The sequence below is a fragment of the Massilia eburnea genome, from assembly GCF_050709955.1.
Taxonomy (GTDB): Bacteria; Pseudomonadota; Gammaproteobacteria; order Burkholderiales; family Burkholderiaceae_D; genus Rugamonas; species Rugamonas eburnea_A.
On sequence record NZ_JBNZFX010000012.1, the window covers coordinates 20,409 to 38,086 of the forward strand.

At 65.6% G+C, this 17,678-nt stretch carries 15 protein-coding genes; 2 read left to right on the top strand and 13 right to left on the bottom strand.

Annotation, left to right across the window (positions count from 1 at the left end; all coding sequences use genetic code 11):
* The 8 genes from ACQ4MM_RS08155 to gspG are packed head-to-tail and all read right to left on the bottom strand — an operon-like array spanning position 1 to position 7,722.
* Complete coding sequence (locus ACQ4MM_RS08155) at positions 1-2,019, bottom strand: secretin N-terminal domain-containing protein (protein ID WP_431476900.1); 2,019 nt, start codon at positions 2,017-2,019, stop codon at positions 1-3.
* The gene (locus ACQ4MM_RS08160) at positions 2,016-2,567 is read right to left on the bottom strand and encodes a hypothetical protein (protein ID WP_431476901.1); all 552 of its coding nucleotides are present in this window, start codon (positions 2,565-2,567) and stop codon (positions 2,016-2,018) included. Before ACQ4MM_RS08160 ends, ACQ4MM_RS08155 begins: the two co-directional genes overlap by 4 nt.
* On the bottom strand, positions 2,564-3,094 hold the full coding sequence (locus tag ACQ4MM_RS08165) for a hypothetical protein (protein WP_431476902.1): 531 nt from the start codon (positions 3,092-3,094) through the stop codon (positions 2,564-2,566). The genes ACQ4MM_RS08160 and ACQ4MM_RS08165 overlap by 4 nt, the downstream gene beginning before the upstream one ends.
* Positions 3,091-3,636 (bottom strand): hypothetical protein, encoded by a 546-nt coding sequence (locus tag ACQ4MM_RS08170; protein WP_431476903.1) that lies wholly within the window; start codon positions 3,634-3,636, stop codon positions 3,091-3,093. The genes ACQ4MM_RS08165 and ACQ4MM_RS08170 overlap by 4 nt, the downstream gene beginning before the upstream one ends.
* Entirely contained in the window at positions 3,633-4,412 is a 780-nt protein-coding gene (locus ACQ4MM_RS08175) for a hypothetical protein (RefSeq protein ID WP_431476904.1), read from the bottom strand. The genes ACQ4MM_RS08170 and ACQ4MM_RS08175 overlap by 4 nt, the downstream gene beginning before the upstream one ends.
* Entirely contained in the window at positions 4,405-6,090 is a 1,686-nt protein-coding gene (locus ACQ4MM_RS08180; protein ID WP_431476905.1) for a GspE/PulE family protein, read from the bottom strand. Before ACQ4MM_RS08180 ends, ACQ4MM_RS08175 begins: the two co-directional genes overlap by 8 nt.
* Positions 6,087-7,271, bottom strand: coding sequence for a type II secretion system F family protein (locus ACQ4MM_RS08185; RefSeq protein ID WP_431476906.1), 1,185 nt, complete (start codon positions 7,269-7,271; stop codon positions 6,087-6,089). The genes ACQ4MM_RS08180 and ACQ4MM_RS08185 overlap by 4 nt, the downstream gene beginning before the upstream one ends.
* 19 nt (positions 7,272-7,290) lie before the next feature.
* On the bottom strand, positions 7,291-7,722 hold the full coding sequence (gene gspG / locus ACQ4MM_RS08190; protein WP_431476907.1) for a type II secretion system major pseudopilin GspG: 432 nt from the start codon (positions 7,720-7,722) through the stop codon (positions 7,291-7,293).
* Between the two features lie 337 nt (positions 7,723-8,059).
* On the opposite strand from gspG, the gene ACQ4MM_RS08195 reads away from it, so the two are divergent.
* Together ACQ4MM_RS08195 and ACQ4MM_RS08200 are read left to right on the top strand one after the other, a co-directional pair.
* The gene (locus tag ACQ4MM_RS08195) at positions 8,060-8,803 is read left to right on the top strand and encodes an NF038120 family PEP-CTERM protein (RefSeq protein WP_431476908.1); all 744 of its coding nucleotides are present in this window, start codon (positions 8,060-8,062) and stop codon (positions 8,801-8,803) included.
* A gap of 21 nt (positions 8,804-8,824) precedes the next feature.
* Positions 8,825-12,010 (top strand): S8 family serine peptidase, encoded by a 3,186-nt coding sequence (locus ACQ4MM_RS08200; RefSeq protein ID WP_431476909.1) that lies wholly within the window; start codon positions 8,825-8,827, stop codon positions 12,008-12,010.
* A gap of 45 nt (positions 12,011-12,055) precedes the next feature.
* On the opposite strand, the gene ACQ4MM_RS08205 is transcribed toward ACQ4MM_RS08200, so the two are convergent.
* From ACQ4MM_RS08205 to ACQ4MM_RS08225, 5 genes are all read right to left on the bottom strand, one after another.
* Positions 12,056-12,430, bottom strand: coding sequence for a hypothetical protein (locus tag ACQ4MM_RS08205; protein ID WP_431476910.1), 375 nt, complete (start codon positions 12,428-12,430; stop codon positions 12,056-12,058).
* 52 nt (positions 12,431-12,482) lie between these two features.
* The gene (locus tag ACQ4MM_RS08210; protein ID WP_431476911.1) at positions 12,483-13,166 is read right to left on the bottom strand and encodes a LuxR C-terminal-related transcriptional regulator; all 684 of its coding nucleotides are present in this window, start codon (positions 13,164-13,166) and stop codon (positions 12,483-12,485) included.
* Positions 13,160-13,861, bottom strand: coding sequence for a winged helix-turn-helix domain-containing protein (locus ACQ4MM_RS08215; RefSeq protein ID WP_431476912.1), 702 nt, complete (start codon positions 13,859-13,861; stop codon positions 13,160-13,162). Before ACQ4MM_RS08215 ends, ACQ4MM_RS08210 begins: the two co-directional genes overlap by 7 nt.
* A 190-nt stretch (positions 13,862-14,051) precedes the next feature.
* Positions 14,052-14,663 (bottom strand): NF038129 family PEP-CTERM protein, encoded by a 612-nt coding sequence (locus tag ACQ4MM_RS08220; RefSeq protein WP_431476913.1) that lies wholly within the window; start codon positions 14,661-14,663, stop codon positions 14,052-14,054.
* 11 nt (positions 14,664-14,674) lie between these two features.
* Positions 14,675-17,668, bottom strand: a complete 2,994-nt coding sequence (locus tag ACQ4MM_RS08225) for an ExeM/NucH family extracellular endonuclease (RefSeq protein ID WP_431476914.1) — start codon at positions 17,666-17,668, stop codon at positions 14,675-14,677.
* Positions 17,669-17,678: the final 10 nt, after the last annotated feature.

The following is a 17,678-nucleotide window of genomic DNA, read 5'->3' on the forward strand; positions in this document are numbered from 1 at the left end:
TTACTCTTTACGCTCCGTGCTGGCAGGCGGTTGTACAGTGTTGGCCGGCGCGGGTGCTGGCGCAGGCAGCGGCTTAGTCACGCTTGATGCAGGGCCGGGCTGGGTACCCGACAGCGGCAGTTTCTGCGGTGCGGACGTTTCGCCGGAAGGTGCCGGCGCGGCGCCGGGCGTCGGCACGGCGGCGGTAACGGCAGTTGCGGCGGTTGCGGCATCCGGGGTGCCGGCAGGACGGGCGCCCGGCAGCACGACATTCTGGCGCGGCGTCACATCCGGTTTGCGGCGGAAGTTGGCTTCGGTGCCGGCCGAGAATTCGGCCGCCGTGATTTCAGGGCGCTGCAGGTTGCGCACCAGGTGCGGAGTAATCGACAGCACGATCTCGGTTTTCTGCTTGTCGTCGGTCTGGCTGCCGAACAGGCGGCCCAGGATCGGCATGTCGCCCAGGCCCGGCACGCGGTTGCCCGTGCTGCGCTCTTCACTGTTGATCAGGCCCGCCAGCACCTGGTTCTCGCCGTCCTTCAGCTGCAGGAAGGTGGAGGCCTGGCGCGTGCCGATCTGGTAGGCGGTAGTACCGCTGGCGGTGGTCACCCGGTCGATCAGGTTCGACACTTCCAGCGCAATGCGGATGCCCACTTCGTTGTTCAGGTAGATGGTTGGCTCCGCATTCAGTGTCAGGCCGACGTCGACATAGCTCACCGACTCCGACGCAAAGCCGCCCGAGCCCGGCGAAATGGTGGTGGTAATCACCGGTACCTTCTCGCCGATCACGACCTTGGCCTTTTCCTTGTTGCGCACGCGGATGCGCGGGCTGGCCAGCAGGTTGGTGTCGCCGTCGGTCTTCTTGACATTGATGGTCGTAGCAAGCGCCGACACACCGATGGTGTCGCGATTGATGAAATCGAGGTCGCGCAACTTCAGCTTTGTTCCGTCGCCCGCACCATTCAGCACCGACAGGCCCACCGTGTTCGGCCAATCCACGCCCAGCTTCATCAGGCTGCTGCGCTTGATCTCCAGGATCTCCACGTCCAGCATCACTTCCGGCTCGGCCTGGTCTTGCGTGGCAATGATCTTTTCGGCCAGCTTCACCGCGTCGGCGCTGTCGCGCAGGATCACCAGGTTGAGCTTTTCATCAGCCACCACGTCGCGCGTCTTCAGGATGGTTTTCAGCGTGTTGGCGACGGTCTTCGCTTCGGCATTGGACAGGTAGAAAGTGCGCACCACCGTTTCCTGGTACTCCTTCAGCTTGGCCGCCGTGTTCGGGTAGATCAGGATTGTGTTGCTATCCATCACCTGCTGCTCCAGCTGGTTCGTCATCAGCAGGAAGTAGATCGCCGATTCCACCGTGCTGTTCTTCAGCATGATGGTGGTGCGGGCGTCGCTCTTGACGTCCTTGTCAAAGATGAAGTTCAGGCCCGAACGGCGCGAAATGATGTCGAATACCTGCTTCAGCGGCGCCTCGCGGAACTCGATCGTGATCGGGGTCTTGTAGGCCTTGGACAGGCCCGATTCGGCCGGCGGCTGCGGCGCCTGCTCGTTGATCTCGCGCATCATGGCGCGCCCGGCCGCATGGTCCGGTTTTTCCGTCAGCACGGTGCCGACGCGGTTCTTGGCCGCTTCGAACTCCTTCTGCTCCAGCGATGCACGCGCTTGCGCCAGCAGCTTGTCGTGGCGATCGGCCATCTCCAGCGCCCGCAAGCCGCCGCGTGCGCGCTCATTCTGTGGATTGAACGCCAGCACGCGCTGGTAATCCTGCGCCGCCAGCGCGTACTTGCCTTCGCCGGTCAGTTGCTCGGCCTGCGCCAGCAGCCGGGCGGTGGTGCGGTCGCGCGCATTAATGTAGGCGGACCGGTAGACAGCGTTGCCAGGATCGCGGTCGACTGCTTCCTGGTATTTCAGCAGCCCTGCTTCCACCTGGTCCTTTTCCACCAGGTTACGGCCATCGCGGTAGGCCATTTCGGCCGCGCAGCCGGACAGCGCCAGCACCAGCACGGACAGCGACAGCGTTCTCAGACTTGGCTTCACTCAATTACTCCAATATTTAACTGCTGCACCTGGTTCATCGGCAGGTAGGTAATCGTCAGGTTTGGCGGCGCGATGGCATCCACCCGGTACATGCCGTCGATCTGCATGCCTTTTTTCACAACAAAGGTCTGCTCGCCGCGGCCAAGATAGACTTCCCACTGCCCATCGGCAGCCGCCTTGCCCAGGAACTGGAACGGCAGCGGCGGCGCAGTGGGAGGTGGCGGCGGTGCCGGATTCAGCTCCGCTGCCGTTGGCGGCGGCGCTGGCGGATTCCAGTTCTGGCCGCCGAATACCCCATCCTTGCTCTTGAACGAGCCTTCGCCCACTTCACCGATCAATTCGTCGCGCGGCACCAGGCGCAGGATCGCTGCCTCCCCCGGCGCCGAATTCGCCGCTTTCGCTGCGGGCGGCGCACTGGCGGCCGGTGTGCGCGCCGGCTTGCGTTCGACCGCTTCCGCCACCGCCTCGTTGGGAGCCTTGTCGCCAAACAGCACCAGCGCAGCGGCGCCCGCCAGTGCAGCGCCCATCAACAAATGGCGCGGCTTCATGGCTTTTCCTTCAGGTATAGCGTAAAGCGCATCCGCGCTTCGACCACCGGCTCGGTAATGGTTTCGCGGCGGAACGCGATATCGTCCAGCGCCGCGAACGGGATCGCCGACAACGCCTGCATGCTGAACTGCCAGATATTCTGGTAAGCGCCCTTCACCGGCAACGTCACCTGGTAGGCGGCCACGCCGCTGGCCTTGTCCAGGCTGAACTTGTAGTCGCCCTGGTCCAGCGCCAGCCCGGTCTTGGCAGCGATGTCGAACAGCTGCTTGATCTGCTGCTCGGCCTGGCGTTTTTCTCCCAGCGAGGCATAGAAATGGGCCAGGTTCTCATTGGCAGTCGGGGGCGGCGCGGCCTGCACCAGTTGCGGCGGCGCGGGCGGCAAAGGCTCATATGCCAGTTGGCGCGCCTTGAGCGACCATGCCAGCGCCACGGCACCGGCAAGCAGCAGCGCCAGCGCGGCGCAGCCGGCAACGCCAAGGCGCATCGCAGCCAGGCGCACGCGCAGCATCAGGGCGGCAAGGTTCATCGCGCCCTCCATTGCACTTCCACCTGGAAGCGCAGCGGGCGATTCGGGTCCTGGTCGTTGATCTCGTGGCGCAGCAGGGCGGCGCCGGCGAAGAATTCCTGCTGTTTCAACTGTTCGATGTAGCCAACCATATCGTCGCTGTTCTTGGCTTCGGCCGTGATCTTCAGCGTGTGCTTGCGCGGGTCCGGGTCCAGCGCCAGCAGCGCCACGGCAGGCGTATTGGCCGCGGCGACGGCATCCTGAAGGTCGCGCCAGGGCAAATTCAGTTGCAGGATGGCTGCATTGACGGCCACCGCCTGCGCTTCCGGAATCACCGTTTCCGGCTTGCGCTCCGGCGCCCGCACTGCGAAGGCTTGCTTGCGCTGCTGGGCGCGCAGGCTTTCTTCGCGCGCCGCTTGCTGCTTTGCCGCTTGCACGCCAAAGCTCGCGCCGGCCGCCAGCAAAGCCACGCCTAGCACGCCCGCCAGCAGGATGGCCGGATGCACGCGATACAGCGTAGCGCGCCAGCCCGCAGTGGCAAAATCGATCTGCATCGGCCTCATGCTGCGGCTCCCAGTGCCGCAGTAGCGATATGCTTGTCGCTACTGGCCGGCTTGGCCAGTGCTGCCGGCACTTCGCCGCTCAACTGAATCAGGGCCGGCGGCCGCAGGCCAAGCAGCAGCGCCTCGCGTTGTGCGGCCTGCGTCAGCCAGTAATGGTCGGCGCCGTGCGGAATGGCGACGTGGCGCACGGCGCGCAGCTTGCCGCCTTCGCAGGCGGCAAGCGCCAGCACCCCGTCTTGCGCGACGCCGAACCAGGCGTCGTTCTTCAATGCGCCGGCATGGCGGTTCCAGGCCGCCACGAAATGGGGCACGATGGCGGTGACGGTCAACCCATGCTGGACCGCGGCGGTCTCAATTGCAGCCTTCAGCAGGCGCGGAACCGCAGCGGCCATAAACGGTGCGGCGGCACTCCAGTCCGCGCTGACGTGCCAGGCGGCCGGCGTTTCGCCAAACAGCGTGTAGAAACGCAGCGCTGCGGCGCCTTCCAGGTCGGCCAGGCGGGCCGCCTGCACCGGTGGCGTCACTTGCCACAGGCGCACCAGCCCGTCGGACAGCACAAAATTGGCTGCCACGCCGCCGGCATCCTGGCCTGCGAGCAGCGCGGCCAGGGCGCCCGGCAAGGCAGCGGCAACGCCGGCCGCACCCGCGGTCGCTGCCGCCAGGGACTGCTGCGCCAGGAGTTCCGGCGCGGCCGAACCCCAGCGCCGCACGCGCAGCAGGCGCAAGGCTTGCGGCGTGACTTCAATGCGCAGCGATTGCGTGAAATTCTTAAGCATGCAAGGTCACCCGCTTGATTTCTGCCAATGTGGTATCGCCGCGCCGCACCACGTCCAGCGCGGCGTGGCGCAGGCTGCGCGTGCCGTTGGCATAGGCGGCGGCCTTGACCTGGCGGATCGGCCGCTTTTCCACGATCAGTTCACGGATTTCGTCGTTCAGGGTCAGGATCTCGGCAATCGAGCGGCGCCCCTTGTAGCCGGTGCCGCGGCAATCGCCGCAGCCCTTGCCTTCCTTGAAGTTGTATTCGTAGACGTCGCTGCGCGACAGGCCCACGCTGGCCAGCTCCTCGTCGGACGGCGTCACCTCCACCGCGCAATGCGGGCAGTTGATGCGCACCAGGCGCTGCGCCCAGATGCCGTTCAGCGCCGACACGAAGGCATACGGGTCGATCCCCATGTGGGTAAAGCGCCCGAACACGTCGAACACGTTGTTGGCGTGGACGGTGGTCAGCACCAGGTGGCCCGTCAGTGCCGACTGCACCGCGATTTCCGCCGTCTCGCGGTCGCGGATTTCACCCACCATGATCTTGTCCGGGTCATGGCGCAGGATCGAGCGCAGGCCCTTGGCAAAGGTCAGGCCCTTTTTCTCGTTGACCGGGATCTGCAGGATGCCAGGCAACTGGTATTCCACCGGATCTTCAATGGTGATGATCTTCTCGCGGCCGTTGTGGATTTCGGTCAGCGCAGCATACAGCGTGGTGGTCTTGCCGGAGCCGGTCGGCCCGGTCACCAGCAGCATGCCGTATGCCTCCTGCGCCAGCGAGCGCAAGGTCGACAGGGAAGAATCGTCGAAGCCCAGCGCCTCCAGCGTCAGCGCGCCATAGGACTCGATCATGGCGCGCTTGTCCAGGATACGGATCACCGCGTCTTCGCCGTGAATGGAAGGCATGATCGATACCCGCAAGTCGATCTCTCGCCCCATCGACTCGACGCGGAAGCTGCCGTCCTGCGGCACGCGGCGTTCCGCGATGTCCAGCTCGGCCAGCACCTTCAGGCGCGAAATGATCTGCTCCGCCACGTCGATGCCGTTGACGGCGGTGGCGTGGTCCAGCACCCCGTCCACCCGGTATTTGACGGCCAGGCCGCCGGCGGTCGACTCCAGGTGGATATCGGAGGCGCCGGCCTTCAAGGCATCGTACAGGGTCGAATTGACCAGCCTCACGGCCGGGCTGGCGCCCTCCGACACCGAGGCAAACGACAGCACCGCCGCCGTCTTGCCGTCGCGCCGCGTGCCCTCCCCGCCCGACACCAGGGTATCGACCGCGCGCGCCGATTCCTCCTGCTTCGACAGGTAGGCCTGGATATCGGCCTGCAGCGCCAGCCGCAATTGCAGCGGCGCCGATGCCGAGCAGCGCGCCTGGGTCGCCAGCCAGGTCTGCAAATCAAGGTCGAACGGGTCGGCGATCACGCCCACTGCCGCCCCATCGTGGGAGCGCAGCAGCACGCAATGGCGCGCCATCGCCTGCGACAGCGGCAGCAGGTCGAAGGCCGGCGCGAAAGCCAGCATGTCGGCCGTTTCCAGCACGGCCAGGCCGAAAGGCTGGGCCAGCGCCCGCACCGCCATGCGCGGTTCGATGCCGGACAAGTCCTCCAGCTCCTCCACCAGGCTGCGCTTGGACAGCGCGCACTGCGCACGCGCCTTCGCCAGCAGGTTAGCGTCAAGCACCGGCAGCGTCATGCCATTTCTCCAGCCAGGTCAAAAATCGGCATATACAGAAGCACCACGATAGCGCCCACCACCAGGCCGATACAGGCCATCAGCAGCGGTTCGAACGTGCGGGTGAAGCGGTCGATCCAGCGCCCGATCTCGCCATCGTAGAAAGCCGCCGACTGGGTCAGCATCGCCCCCATTTCGCCAGTGCGCTCGCCCACGCGCAGCATGCGCAGCGAAATGGGCGTGGTCAGTCCGTTGGCTTCGAAGGACGACGACAACGGCAAGCCCGCCTCGATCATGGCGCGCGCGCCCTGCAGGCCTTCCTTTACATTGGCCGACACCATGGCCTGCACGGTGTCCACCGCATTCAGGATGGTGATGCCGCCCTCGCTCAGCATGCCCAGCGTCAGGTACAGGCGCGACAGCTCATAGATCTTCACACGCTCGCCCACGCCCGGCAAGCGTACCAGCAGGCGCGCCATGCTGCCGCTGCGCACCAGGTGGCGTACGCCGAACACGGCGCCGCCGATCGCAGCGGCAAGCCCGGCCACCAGCGGCAAGGTATGCGCGGCTGCGAACTGGCCCCAGCTCAGCATGACTTGCGACATCCACGGCAGGTTGCGCCCCGCGCCCTGGTACACCTCCGCAAAGCGCGGCACCACATAAGCAATCAGGAACAGCGACACGCCGCCGCCCACCAGCAACAGGATGCAGGGGTAGATGGCCGCGCTCACCAGCTTGGCGCGCACCAGGTCGACCCGCTGCTGGTAGTCGATGAAACGTTCGAGGGAGCGCGGCAGGTCGCTGGTGCCTTCGGCCGCCTTGACGATGCCCACGTACAGCGGCGGGAACAACTGCGGCTGGTCGGCCAGCACCGTCGAAAAACGCTGGCCCTCGCGCAAGCCGGCCAGCATGCGCTCGAGCACGCCGCGCGTGGCCGGTGCCGCTTCCTTTTCCAGCAATGCTTCCAGCGCTTCCACCACGCCCAGGCCGGCGTTCAGCAGCGCCAGCAGCTCCTGGCTGAACAGGACCAGCGACAAGGCCTTGGCCTTGCCGGCACGCAGGCCGGCGCTGCGCGGCGTGATGGCGCTGACGAACAGGCCGCGGGCTTCCACCTGGCGCCGTGCGTCGGCTTCGTCGCGGCCATCGATCACCAACTGGCCGATCGCCATGTCCGGCGACAAGGTGCGTACATCGAACTGCATCGCTCAGGCCGCGCTGTGCTTATTGGGCGCCGATATCGGCGTTCTCGCCTTCGCCGCCCGGCTGGCCATCCTTGCCGAGGGAGATGATGTCGTATTCAGCCTTGGCGCCGGGCGCCTTGTACTGGTATGGACGGCCCCACGGATCTGGCGGCACGCCTTTTTTCAGGTAAGGACCGTTCCACTTGGCGCCCGCGGTGGCCGGCGCAGCCAGCAAGGAGGCCAGGCCTTCTTCGGTGCTCGGATAGCGGCCGACGTCCAGCCGGTAGGTGTCGAGCGCTTTGTCGAAAGCCTCGATCTGCGCCTTGGCGATCGTGACTTCGGATTTACCCAGCTGCGAGAAGTATTTCGGGCCGACGTACGCGGCCAGCAGGCCGATGATGACAATCACGACCAGCAGCTCGAGCAGGGTGAAGCCTTTGCTGGTCTTGCCATGGATCCGTGCTGCAAACATCCGTACTACCTCCGCCTTGAATGGAACAGCGAAGGCTACCACGCGGGTTTAGGTTTCGACAATTTTTTCTGCGGTGTGCAGCGCCCTTGTCTCAGCTGAGACATTTTGCCCGGAAATGTTATTAAAAGTGTCGCAAAATTTTCACAAGATAATTCCTACCGGCACGTCAATTTCTCCATAGGACTCGCCAAACTTTATTTGCTTTTTCCGTAAGAAAATTAAATTAACATCATTGAAATTTTATCCACTTCCAATCGTGTCATTGTTATATTTCATTGCAACCTGTGCAACACAGGTTTCGCCGTTTTCGGATCACTAAAAAGCAAGGGAACGCATCATGAATGTACATTTCACTCGCATTAAACAACTGGCCGGCTGTGCGCTGGTCGGCGTTGCTGCCATGCTGGCCGCACCGGCCCACGCGGGCGTCGCCAACCTGGATTCGCAAGCGCCCATGGTCTATAATCATGGCGAAAAATTCCTCGATGGTGGCCTCAACTTTACCGCCCAGATCTCGGCTTATGTCCAGTCGCTCGGCATCACCGACGGCCTGGGCGGCACCATTCTTGACGGCAGCAATCCGAATAGCTGCGGCGCGATTATCGACTGCCCCGCCGGCAACACCAGCAAGTATTACGCCGGCTGGAATGACGGCTCGGTCGACGTCCAGCGCGGCGGTGGCTTCTATTCCCTGAATTCCCTGCGCTTTTCCTTCTTTGCCCCGGTCGGCGGCCAGCCGGACGGCAGCTATGGCCAACTGGTGCTGAAGGCCACCACCGCGGACGGCAGCAGCGTCACCCGCAGCGCCGACTTCGCCGGCCAGGATGGCAACGGCCACTTCATGTTCTCGACCTGGAAGCTGGACGCCGAATTCGCTGCCCTGCACCTGACCAACCTGAACATCAGCGCCTGCCTGTTCGACGGCAACGGCGGCTGCCAGAACATGGCCGACTGGGCGCCGTACGCCGCCCAGTTCGCCATCGACGACCTCGACGTCGCACTGCCGCTGCCAGGCTCCGCCCCGCTGCTGCTGGCTGGCCTGGCCGGTCTGGCCGCCATGCGCCGTCGTCGCGCCCAATAATCGGATTACAAGGATAACTACATGAAACTGCGACCACTGACCCTGGCCGTGCTGGCCATGCTGTCCGGCCTTGCCGTGCAAGCCGGCGCTGAAGAAGCGCGCCACTCCTACATCGTGCAACTGGCCGACGCGCCGGTCGCCAACTATACCGGCGGCGTCAGCGGCCTGGCTGCCACCAAGCCGGCAGCCGGCAACCGCCTCGACGTCAGCGCACAGAACGTGCAGGACTACATCGCCTACCTCGACCAGCAGCAAAGCAGCGCCACCGCCATCGTGCCGGACGCGCAGATCGTCCATAAGTACAAGCTGGTGCTGAACGGCTTCGCCGCCCGCCTGACCGACGCCGAAGTGCGCGCCCTGAAGAAATCCAGCGCCGTGGCCAATATCAGCGCCGACGAAGCCCGCAGCCTGGACACCAACTACACCCCGAAATTCCTCGGCCTGGACACCCCGGGCGACGGCCTGTGGGCCAAGCTGGGCGGCACCGACAAGGCCGGCGAGAACGTGGTGATCGGCATTGTCGACGGCGGCATCTGGCCTGAGCACACTTCCTACGCCGACCGCGTCGACAACCAGGGCAAGCCTACTTTCGACGTCGGCGGCACCCTGGTGTATGACACCCCGTCCAACTGGAACGGCGCCTGCACCACCGGCGAAGGCTTCACCGCCAACCATTGCAACAACAAGCTGGTCGGCGCGCGCTACTTCAACGCCGGCTTCCTGGCCAGCGGCCGTCCGCTGCACTGGACCGACTTCGTCTCGCCGCGCGACTCGCTGGCCGGCGCCACCGGCCATGGCGGCCACGGCGACCACACCGCGACCACCGCCGGCGGCAACTCCGGCGCGATCGGCACCCTGTCCGGCATCCCGATCGGCAGCATGTCCGGCATGGCGCCGCGTGCCCGCATCGCCGCCTACAAGGTGTGCTGGACCTATCCTGATGCCACCGCCACCGACGGCACCGGCACCCGTAATTCCTGCTTCAATTCCGACAGCGTGGCGGCGATCGACCAGGCTGTGGCCGACGGCGTGCACGTGCTGAACTACTCGATCAGCGGCTCGCAGACCAGCGTCACCGACCCGGTCGAAATGGCCTTCTTCAACGCGGCCGCCGCCGGCGTGTTCGTCGCCGCTTCGGCCGGCAACTCCGGCCCGACCAATGCCGTGGCCCACCTGTCGCCTTGGCTGACCACCGTCGCTGCTTCGACCCACAACCGGGCCAGCGTCGCCACCGTCAACCTGGTGGGCGGCGCCAGCTACAGCGGCGCTTCCTACAACCAGTCGGTGCTGCCGGATACCCCAACCATCCTGGCGCGCGATGCCGCCCTCAAGCCGTACGCCCAGCTGAGCACCGCCGACAAGGCCGCCGCCCGCCTGTGCTACACCGAAACCGACCGCGCCACCTACGGCGGCGGCGCGGACGCAGCGCTCGACCCGGCCAAGGCCAACGGCAAGGTCCTGCTGTGCGAACGCGGCAACAGCGCCCGTGTCGACAAGTCGCGTGCCGTCAAGGAAGCCGGCGGCGTCGGCATGATCCTGATGGACGCCTCCGCCGCACAGGCGCCGGCAGCCGACCCGCACAGCATTCCGACCGTGCACCTGAACTTTGCCGACGGTTCCGCCGCCCGCACCTGGATCGCAGCGCATCCGGACGGCGCCAGCAATATGGGCAAGTCGGTGCTGACCACCAGCGCCGTGCCGGCACCGCAAATGGCCAGCTTCTCCTCGCGCGGCCCGAACAAGCACAACGCCAACATCCTCAAGCCTGACCTGACCGCGCCCGGCGTGGACATCCTGGCCGGCGTGACCGCCGACTACAACACCCCGGCCGAGCGCGACGCCATCGCCAACGGCACCCTGACGCCGTACGCCAACTGGGCCAGCTACCAGGGCACCTCGATGTCGAGCCCGCACGTGGCCGGCCTCGGCGCGCTGATGCGCCAGGCCCACCCGGACTGGTCGCCGGCGGCCATCAAGTCGGCGCTGATGACCACCGCCTACGACACCTTCGCCGACGGCCAGCCGGGCATGGCGGCCGGTACCCTGCCATGGGGCCAGGGCGCGGGCCATGTGCGTCCGAACAAGGCGGTCGATCCAGGCCTGGTGTATGACTCCGGCCCGGTCGACTGGGTCCGCTTCATGTGCGGCATCCCGGGCACCCTGTCGGCCAGCTTCTGCGCGCCGTACGGCAGCATCCAGCCGTACAACCTGAACCTGGCATCGCTGACCGCCTCCGCCGTGCTGGGCAAGCTGACCATGACCCGTACCGTGACCAACGTCGGCAGCCAGGAAGCAACCTACACCGCCAACGCCACCCTGCCAGGCTTCACCGTGGCGGTCAGCCCGGCCAGCCTGACGCTGGCGCCAGGCGCCAAAGCCACGTTCACCGTCAACCTGACCAATGTCAGCGCGCCGGCCAACACCTGGGCCTACGGCAGCCTGACCTGGAACGATGGCGCAGGCCATGTAGTGCGCAGCCCGCTCTCCGCCCGCCCAGCCATGATCTCGGTGCCATCCAAGCTGTATAACGAGGCAGCCAACGGCAGCTCTTCGTTCACCATCGGCGCCGGCTTCACCGGCCCATTGGCTGCAATGAAGGGCGGCCTGAAAGCGGCGACCCGCAGCGCAGCAACCATCGGCACCGACGCTTCCGCCGACGGTGGCGTGGCGGCTTGCCGGGCCGGCGGCAGCGCTGGCGTCAATGTGCACAGCGTGACCGTGCCTGCCAACGCACTGGTGGCGCGCTTCTCGCTGTTCGATGTGGATACCTCCGGCCACCAGGCTGGCGACCACGACGACCTGGACCTGCTGGTATTGAACGGTGCCGGCACCCAGGTTGGCACCAGCGGCGGCGCAACCTCGAACGAGGTGGTGACGCTGAACCAGCCGGCAGCCGGCAATTACAAGGTGTGCGTGATCGGCTACGCGCCGATGGGCGGCAGCGCGAACTACACGCTGTCCTCGTGGACCGTGGCCAAGGATGAAATGGGCGGCAACCTGAAACTGGGCCTGCCATCCATGGTATTCACCGGCGCCACCTCGACCATCAGCGCCTCCTGGTCCGGCCTGGCCAACGCCAAGCACCTGGGCGCAGTGGTGTTCACCGCACCGGGCGGCAATGTTTCGACCACCCTGCTGGAAGTCGACACCACCGTACCGGTGCCTGAGAAAACCCAGCAACGTAATGCTGAAGTGGTGCGCAACTAAGCGCCCACTGCTCCTTGAAACGCCGCGCTGGTCGCGGCGTTTTTTTTATTCCGCCAGCGCGCCGTTCTTGCCGCCCAGCTGGCAGGTGCCGGCGCGGCATTGCGCGCCGGGATCCATCAGGAAGCGGCAATCGCTGACCAGGCCGCTCGCCTGGTTCTCTGCTTCGCGCTCCTTGCGGTAGCGCTCCGCCAGCGCGCCCGCCTTCTCGGGGCCGACCCGGGCGGTCGAATACGCCATATACGATTCCGGCCCGCCGCACGACTTGGCGCCCAATGGCACGGTCTTGCATTGCTGGTCGGAGGTGCACGCCGCAGCCTGCCCCAGCGCGCGCAATTCGGCCAGGGTCTTGGATGCGCCAGGCGTGGCATGGCTGCAGGCGCTGGCGGCCAGGCAGGCCAGCAGGAGGGCAATTCGGTTCATGATCATGCTCCAGGAGGGAATGGCGCCATCATCGCGCTCCCGCGCCGGCAGGTCAACCGTGCGGCTGGACCGCACTGCGCGCCACGGCGTGCGCGCGATTGTTGACGCCGAGCTGGCGGTACAGGCGCTGCAGGTGGTTCTTGACGGTCAGTGCGCTGATGCCGAGCTGGCGGCCGATTTCCTGGTTGCTCTTGCCTTCCCGCAGCCACTCGAGGATTTCGGCCTGGCGCGGTGAAACGGCTGGCGCCAGGGCCGGCGCCTGCGCCGCGCTGGCGACGCGTTGCTGCGCCAGGTGCAGGTAAGGCAGCAGCAGCTGCAACAGCCAGCTTTCGCGCACGCCAGGCTCGCCGGGCAAGCCCAGCAGCACGAAGGCGCTGCCGCCCATCGCCAGCGCGCCGCTGCCATGCATCAGGCCATGGCCCATCGCGCCCGCTTGCAGCGCCAGCGGCTGCCTGCCGCCCTGCTGCCATTGGCGCAGCCAGGCTGGCGCTGGGCCCTGCGCCGGATCGCATAGCAAGGCGCGCGCGGACGGCGCCAGCACGGTACTGTGCAGGCATTCCACCTGGCGCGCCCTGCCCTGTTCGTCAAGCTGGATGCTGAGCAGCACGCCGTGCGGCAACAGCGCCTGCAATGCCCCCTGGCTCCACAGGAACAATTCGCGCTGCGTGCCGATGCCGTGCGCGCCCTCGATGGCATGCAACAGGTATTCCTGCTCGCGGGCGTCAGGGCTCAGCATTGGGCGGTCGCTTCCGCGAGAAAGCGGTAGCCGCTGCCACGCACGGTCTGGATCGCATCGTGCAGCCCACTTGGCTGCAGGGCATGGCGCAGCCGGCCCACATGGGCATCGACCGTGCGCTCATCAAGGTAGACATGGCTGCCCCACACCTGGTCCAGCAATTGCGCGCGGCTGTGGACCCGGCCCGGGTGGTGCATCAGGTAGTTCAGCAAACGGAATTCCACCCGCCCCAGGTTCAGCTGGCGCTCGCCTGCCGTCACGCTCAGGGTATGCGGATCGAGGCGCAAGCCGGCCAGTTGCAGTGCGCCCGGCATGCCGGCCGGGCGCCGGCGCCGCAGGACCGCATGCAGGCGCGCGATGGTTTCACGCGGGCCGAACGGCTTGCAGATGAAATCGTCGGCGCCGCTTTCCAGCGCCAGCACCTTGTCCTGCTCGGCGCAGCGCGCGCTCAGCATCAGGATCGGCAACTCGCTGGTACGCGGTGCCGCATGCAATTGGCGGATCAGCGACAGGCCGGACTGGCCCGGCAAGTCCCACTCCAGCAGCACGGCTTCCGGCAGTGTTCCCTGCAGCGCTGCCTGCGCGGTCATCGCGTCGCCGTGGCATTGCACGGCGTAGCCCGCCTGGCCCAGGTTGTGGGCCAGCAGTTGCTGCACAGCAGGGTCGCTGTCGATGACGAGAATGTTGAAGGACATGGCAAAAAACGCAGGTCGTTATACGGAAAACTATGAATCATGCCAAGTCCTGCACGCTAATACAATTTTAATTAAGTATTAATATTCTGCCGAAATAAATCCCCCCGTTCACTCTGTGCCATCCAAATGAAAAGGCACCTTGGGAGCCTAAACTCCCAAGGTGCCTGTGGCGTTTGTGCAACCGCAGTGCTTAGACGCGGCGCCGGCGCGCGAAGGCCAACATCAGCAAGCCAAGTGCCGCCAGCGCCAGCGACGCCGGCTCCGGCACTGCGGCCGGAGCGGTGACACTGGCCACCGCATCATTGACGCTGAGGATTTGCAGGTCGGCGCTGCCGTCCGCTGCCGAGACAAACATCAGGTCCAGGATCTTGCCCTTGATCTGGTTGCCGTCGATGTCATACGCCAGCACGCCGAAATTCGAGTTCAGCAGCGCCGAAGAGTCGCCCGAAATCGTCAGCAGGAAACTGAACACGCCGCCAAACACGCCCTGGTAAGCGACGTCATTCAGGTTGCTCGAATTCAGCATCGCAAAGCCGCCAGGCACTGCGGCAGCATCGCCTCCCAGCAGGAAATTGACCGGATCGAGGTCGAAGCCGTGCAGTTGCGACATGGTCGCGGTCGCAGCTGGCGCGCCATCCACGCCGTTGAAGGTGAAGTCCAGGTAGCCTGGGCGGCCGGCGCCGTAGACCGCCGTGTCCAGGGTCACCAGGCGCATCACATCGGCCATGGCGTGGCTGCTGGCGCCAAATGCCAGCAACAGCGCCAGGATGCGCAGGAAACGGGTAATCAGTTTGTTATGCATGGTTGCTGTCCTTAGAAGCTGCCGTTGTAGACTTTTGGCGTGTAGTTGACCGCCACACGGCTCGGATTATTGAATTGCAGTTGGACGGTAGCCTGGGCACCGGCAGCCAGCGAAGGCGCCGCGGTGATGTAAGGCATGCCGTTGACATAGCCGGTGGCATTGGCCAGGGTCACGTTCGCCGGCAGGCCTTGCAGCACATAGTGCACTGGCGCAGCCAGGTCGGCGCCGCTGGTGTTGGTCAGCCAGGCGGTGGCGGTGCCGATGCTGCTGAAGCGGCCCTGCACCAGGCCGGAGCGCTGGACCTGCACGCCGCCAGTGACGTCCGTATACGAGGCCGGTAGGTTCAGGCTGATCACCACCGGATCATGGTCGGAAGCGCGGTAAGGCAGCGCGTTGTACAGGGCCTGGGCCGCAGCGTTCCTGCCATCCAGGTTGTAGTCCAGCACTTCCGGCTCGTCGGCATTGATATTCCACAGCACGGCGCCCGCCACTTGCTGGCTCAGCGAAGCGCTGGCCAGGGCCTGGTCCAGGTAACCGCTTTCCGCACCGAACACATAGGAATGCGGGATTCCATTCGGACGCACGAAGCGCTCCAGCTGGTTTTCGAAGCGGACCTGGCGCTCTTCCGAGCCCAGGAACAGGATCGGGTCTTCCATGCCGTGGGCATTGAAGTCGCCGATCAGCAGTACGTCGTCGTCGCCGGCCGCCGCCACCACTTGCGGCACGAAGCTGTCAGCCAACTGCTGCGCCTGCTCCAGGCGCAACTGGTTGTAGCAGCCCTGGCCGTCGCCCTGGTCGACGTTGCCGCCGGTCGGGTTGCTGCAGCGCTTGGCGCGCAGGTGGTTGACCACCAGGCTGAATTTCGCGCCGTTGGCAGCCTTGAAGGCCTGCGCCATCGGAGGACGCTCGTAAATGGCGTTGGCATCGGACAGCGCGCCGCCTACCAGTACCAGCTTGGCAGGCTTGTAAATCATCGCCACGCGGACCGCATCGGTGCCGGTCGCTGCCGGCTTCGGCACGTAGGCATATTCCACCTTGCCGTAGGCTGCATTCAGGCTGTCGACCAGGTAGCTGGCCGCATAGTCGCCGTTATTCTGGATCTCCATCAAGCCTACCACGTCGGCGTCGATCGCCTTCAGCTCTGCCACGATCTTGTTACGCTGGCGCACGAACTCGGTCATATTGTCGGCGCCGCGGCAGTTGCTCTTGCTGGTGCCGGAACCCAGGGTGCAGCCCTGGCCGGTTTGGCCCAGCACGTCGGTGCCGTCGACGAAGGTGGTGAAGAAGTTCAGCACATTGGCGCTGGCCACCTTGACGTTGCCCGCCGCCAGTTCGGGGGCGATGCTGCGCGGGTTCTCGCGCGAGAACACCGGGGTTTCGGTCGGCTGCAGCTTGAAGCCCGCGCCACCGCTGCCGAGCGCGCCGAAATCGACCACGCCGGTCAGGCCGCTGACCGTGTCGCCGCTGCGCACAGTACCGTCCTGGCCGATATACGGCACGCTGTTCGGCGTGACGAACAGGCCGTCATCCAGCGTGATCATATTGGCTGCATTGGCGGCTGCCATGGCAATTGCTTCCGGACTGCGTGCCGGGTAACGGTTGGTCGGCACTTCGCGGCGGCCATCGGCCAGCGCCAGCTCGCCGCGGCTGCCCAGCGATTCGGTGCCATTGACCGTCAGCTTGCCCGGGAAGCGTACCAGCATGCCTTCCACATTGGCCAGGCTGGTGCCGAGCAGGTCGATATTGGTCGGCGTGATGCTGTGGCCGCCGCTCTGCGTGACGACGCTGGTCACGTTCGACAGCTCGGTATAGGAACGGGTCGCCCCGCTTGGCTTGTACTCGGTCACGGTGCCTGCCACGCGCACCAGGTCGCCCACGGAAGCCGTCACCGGCGCCGCCCCCATGTAGACGAACATACCGTCCGAGGTATTGGGATCGCCGTCGCCGGCCAGGTCCTGGATGAAGAAGCCGCTGCCGACCTTGGCGGTCACCACGCCTTCGGTGCTCAGTTTTGCGCCGCTGTAAGGGCTGGTTGCACCCGAGCCCTGCACCTGGTGCACCGGCACCACGGAACCCGCACCCATTTCAACGGTAACGCTGACGGTGCAGCTGGCATCCTGGCCCTGGTCATTGGTGAACTTGACGGCCACCGGATAGAGGCCGATTGCAGTCGATGGCGATGCCACCAGCGACACGCTGGCATTGGCGCCGATGCCGGCCGCCGGCGTCAGGCTGCCCAGGCTCAGGCCCGGCACGGCAGCGGACGTGATCAGCGCGCCGTTGACGATGCCGTCAGCGTCCGAAGCCGACAGCGCGATACTGCCGCCGGCGCCGAAGGCCAGCGTGGCGCCGGCCGGGCAGATTGGAACGATGGGCTGCGGCGCCGGGCCGTTGTCGCACATATTGGCCGGCGAAGCGGCAGTGCGGAATTGCGGCACGACAGCAGTGAAGTCGCCGGCGTTGTTGTTGGTGTCGGTACAGCCGTTATTGGCGCGCAGCAGGCTGGTAGTTGCACTCATCCCCGGCGCAGTCGCGGTCTCGGAGAAATTGGCCGAACCATAGCCGACCAGGTCCTGGATCGAAGCGCTGCTTGGCTGGGCGCCGCTAAGCGCCGTATTGTTGTTGACCAGCGCCACCTTGCCCGAGGCGCCGCTCATGTTCACGCCGCCGTTGAAAAAGTCGGCAGCGATGTCGGTGCCCACTGCGGTATTGCTGCTGGCCAGCTTGACCAGGAAGTATTTACCCGCGTCGATGCTGGTGCCGGCCGGCAGTTCCGCCCTGCCCCAGCTGGTGCCGCTGGCCGACGCATACTGGATGGTCCAGCCGCCCACGGCCACCGCGCTGCTGCTGCGGTTAAACAGTTCAACGTAATCGTAGCGCAGGGTAGCGCCGTTGTTGCCGCCCGCGCCGTACATCTGGCTGATCACCACGTCGGCCGCGAACACCGGCTGGCAGGCCAACAGGGCGGCCAGCGCGGTAGCGCGCAAAGAAATGCGTTTTTCCATGAAAATGTGT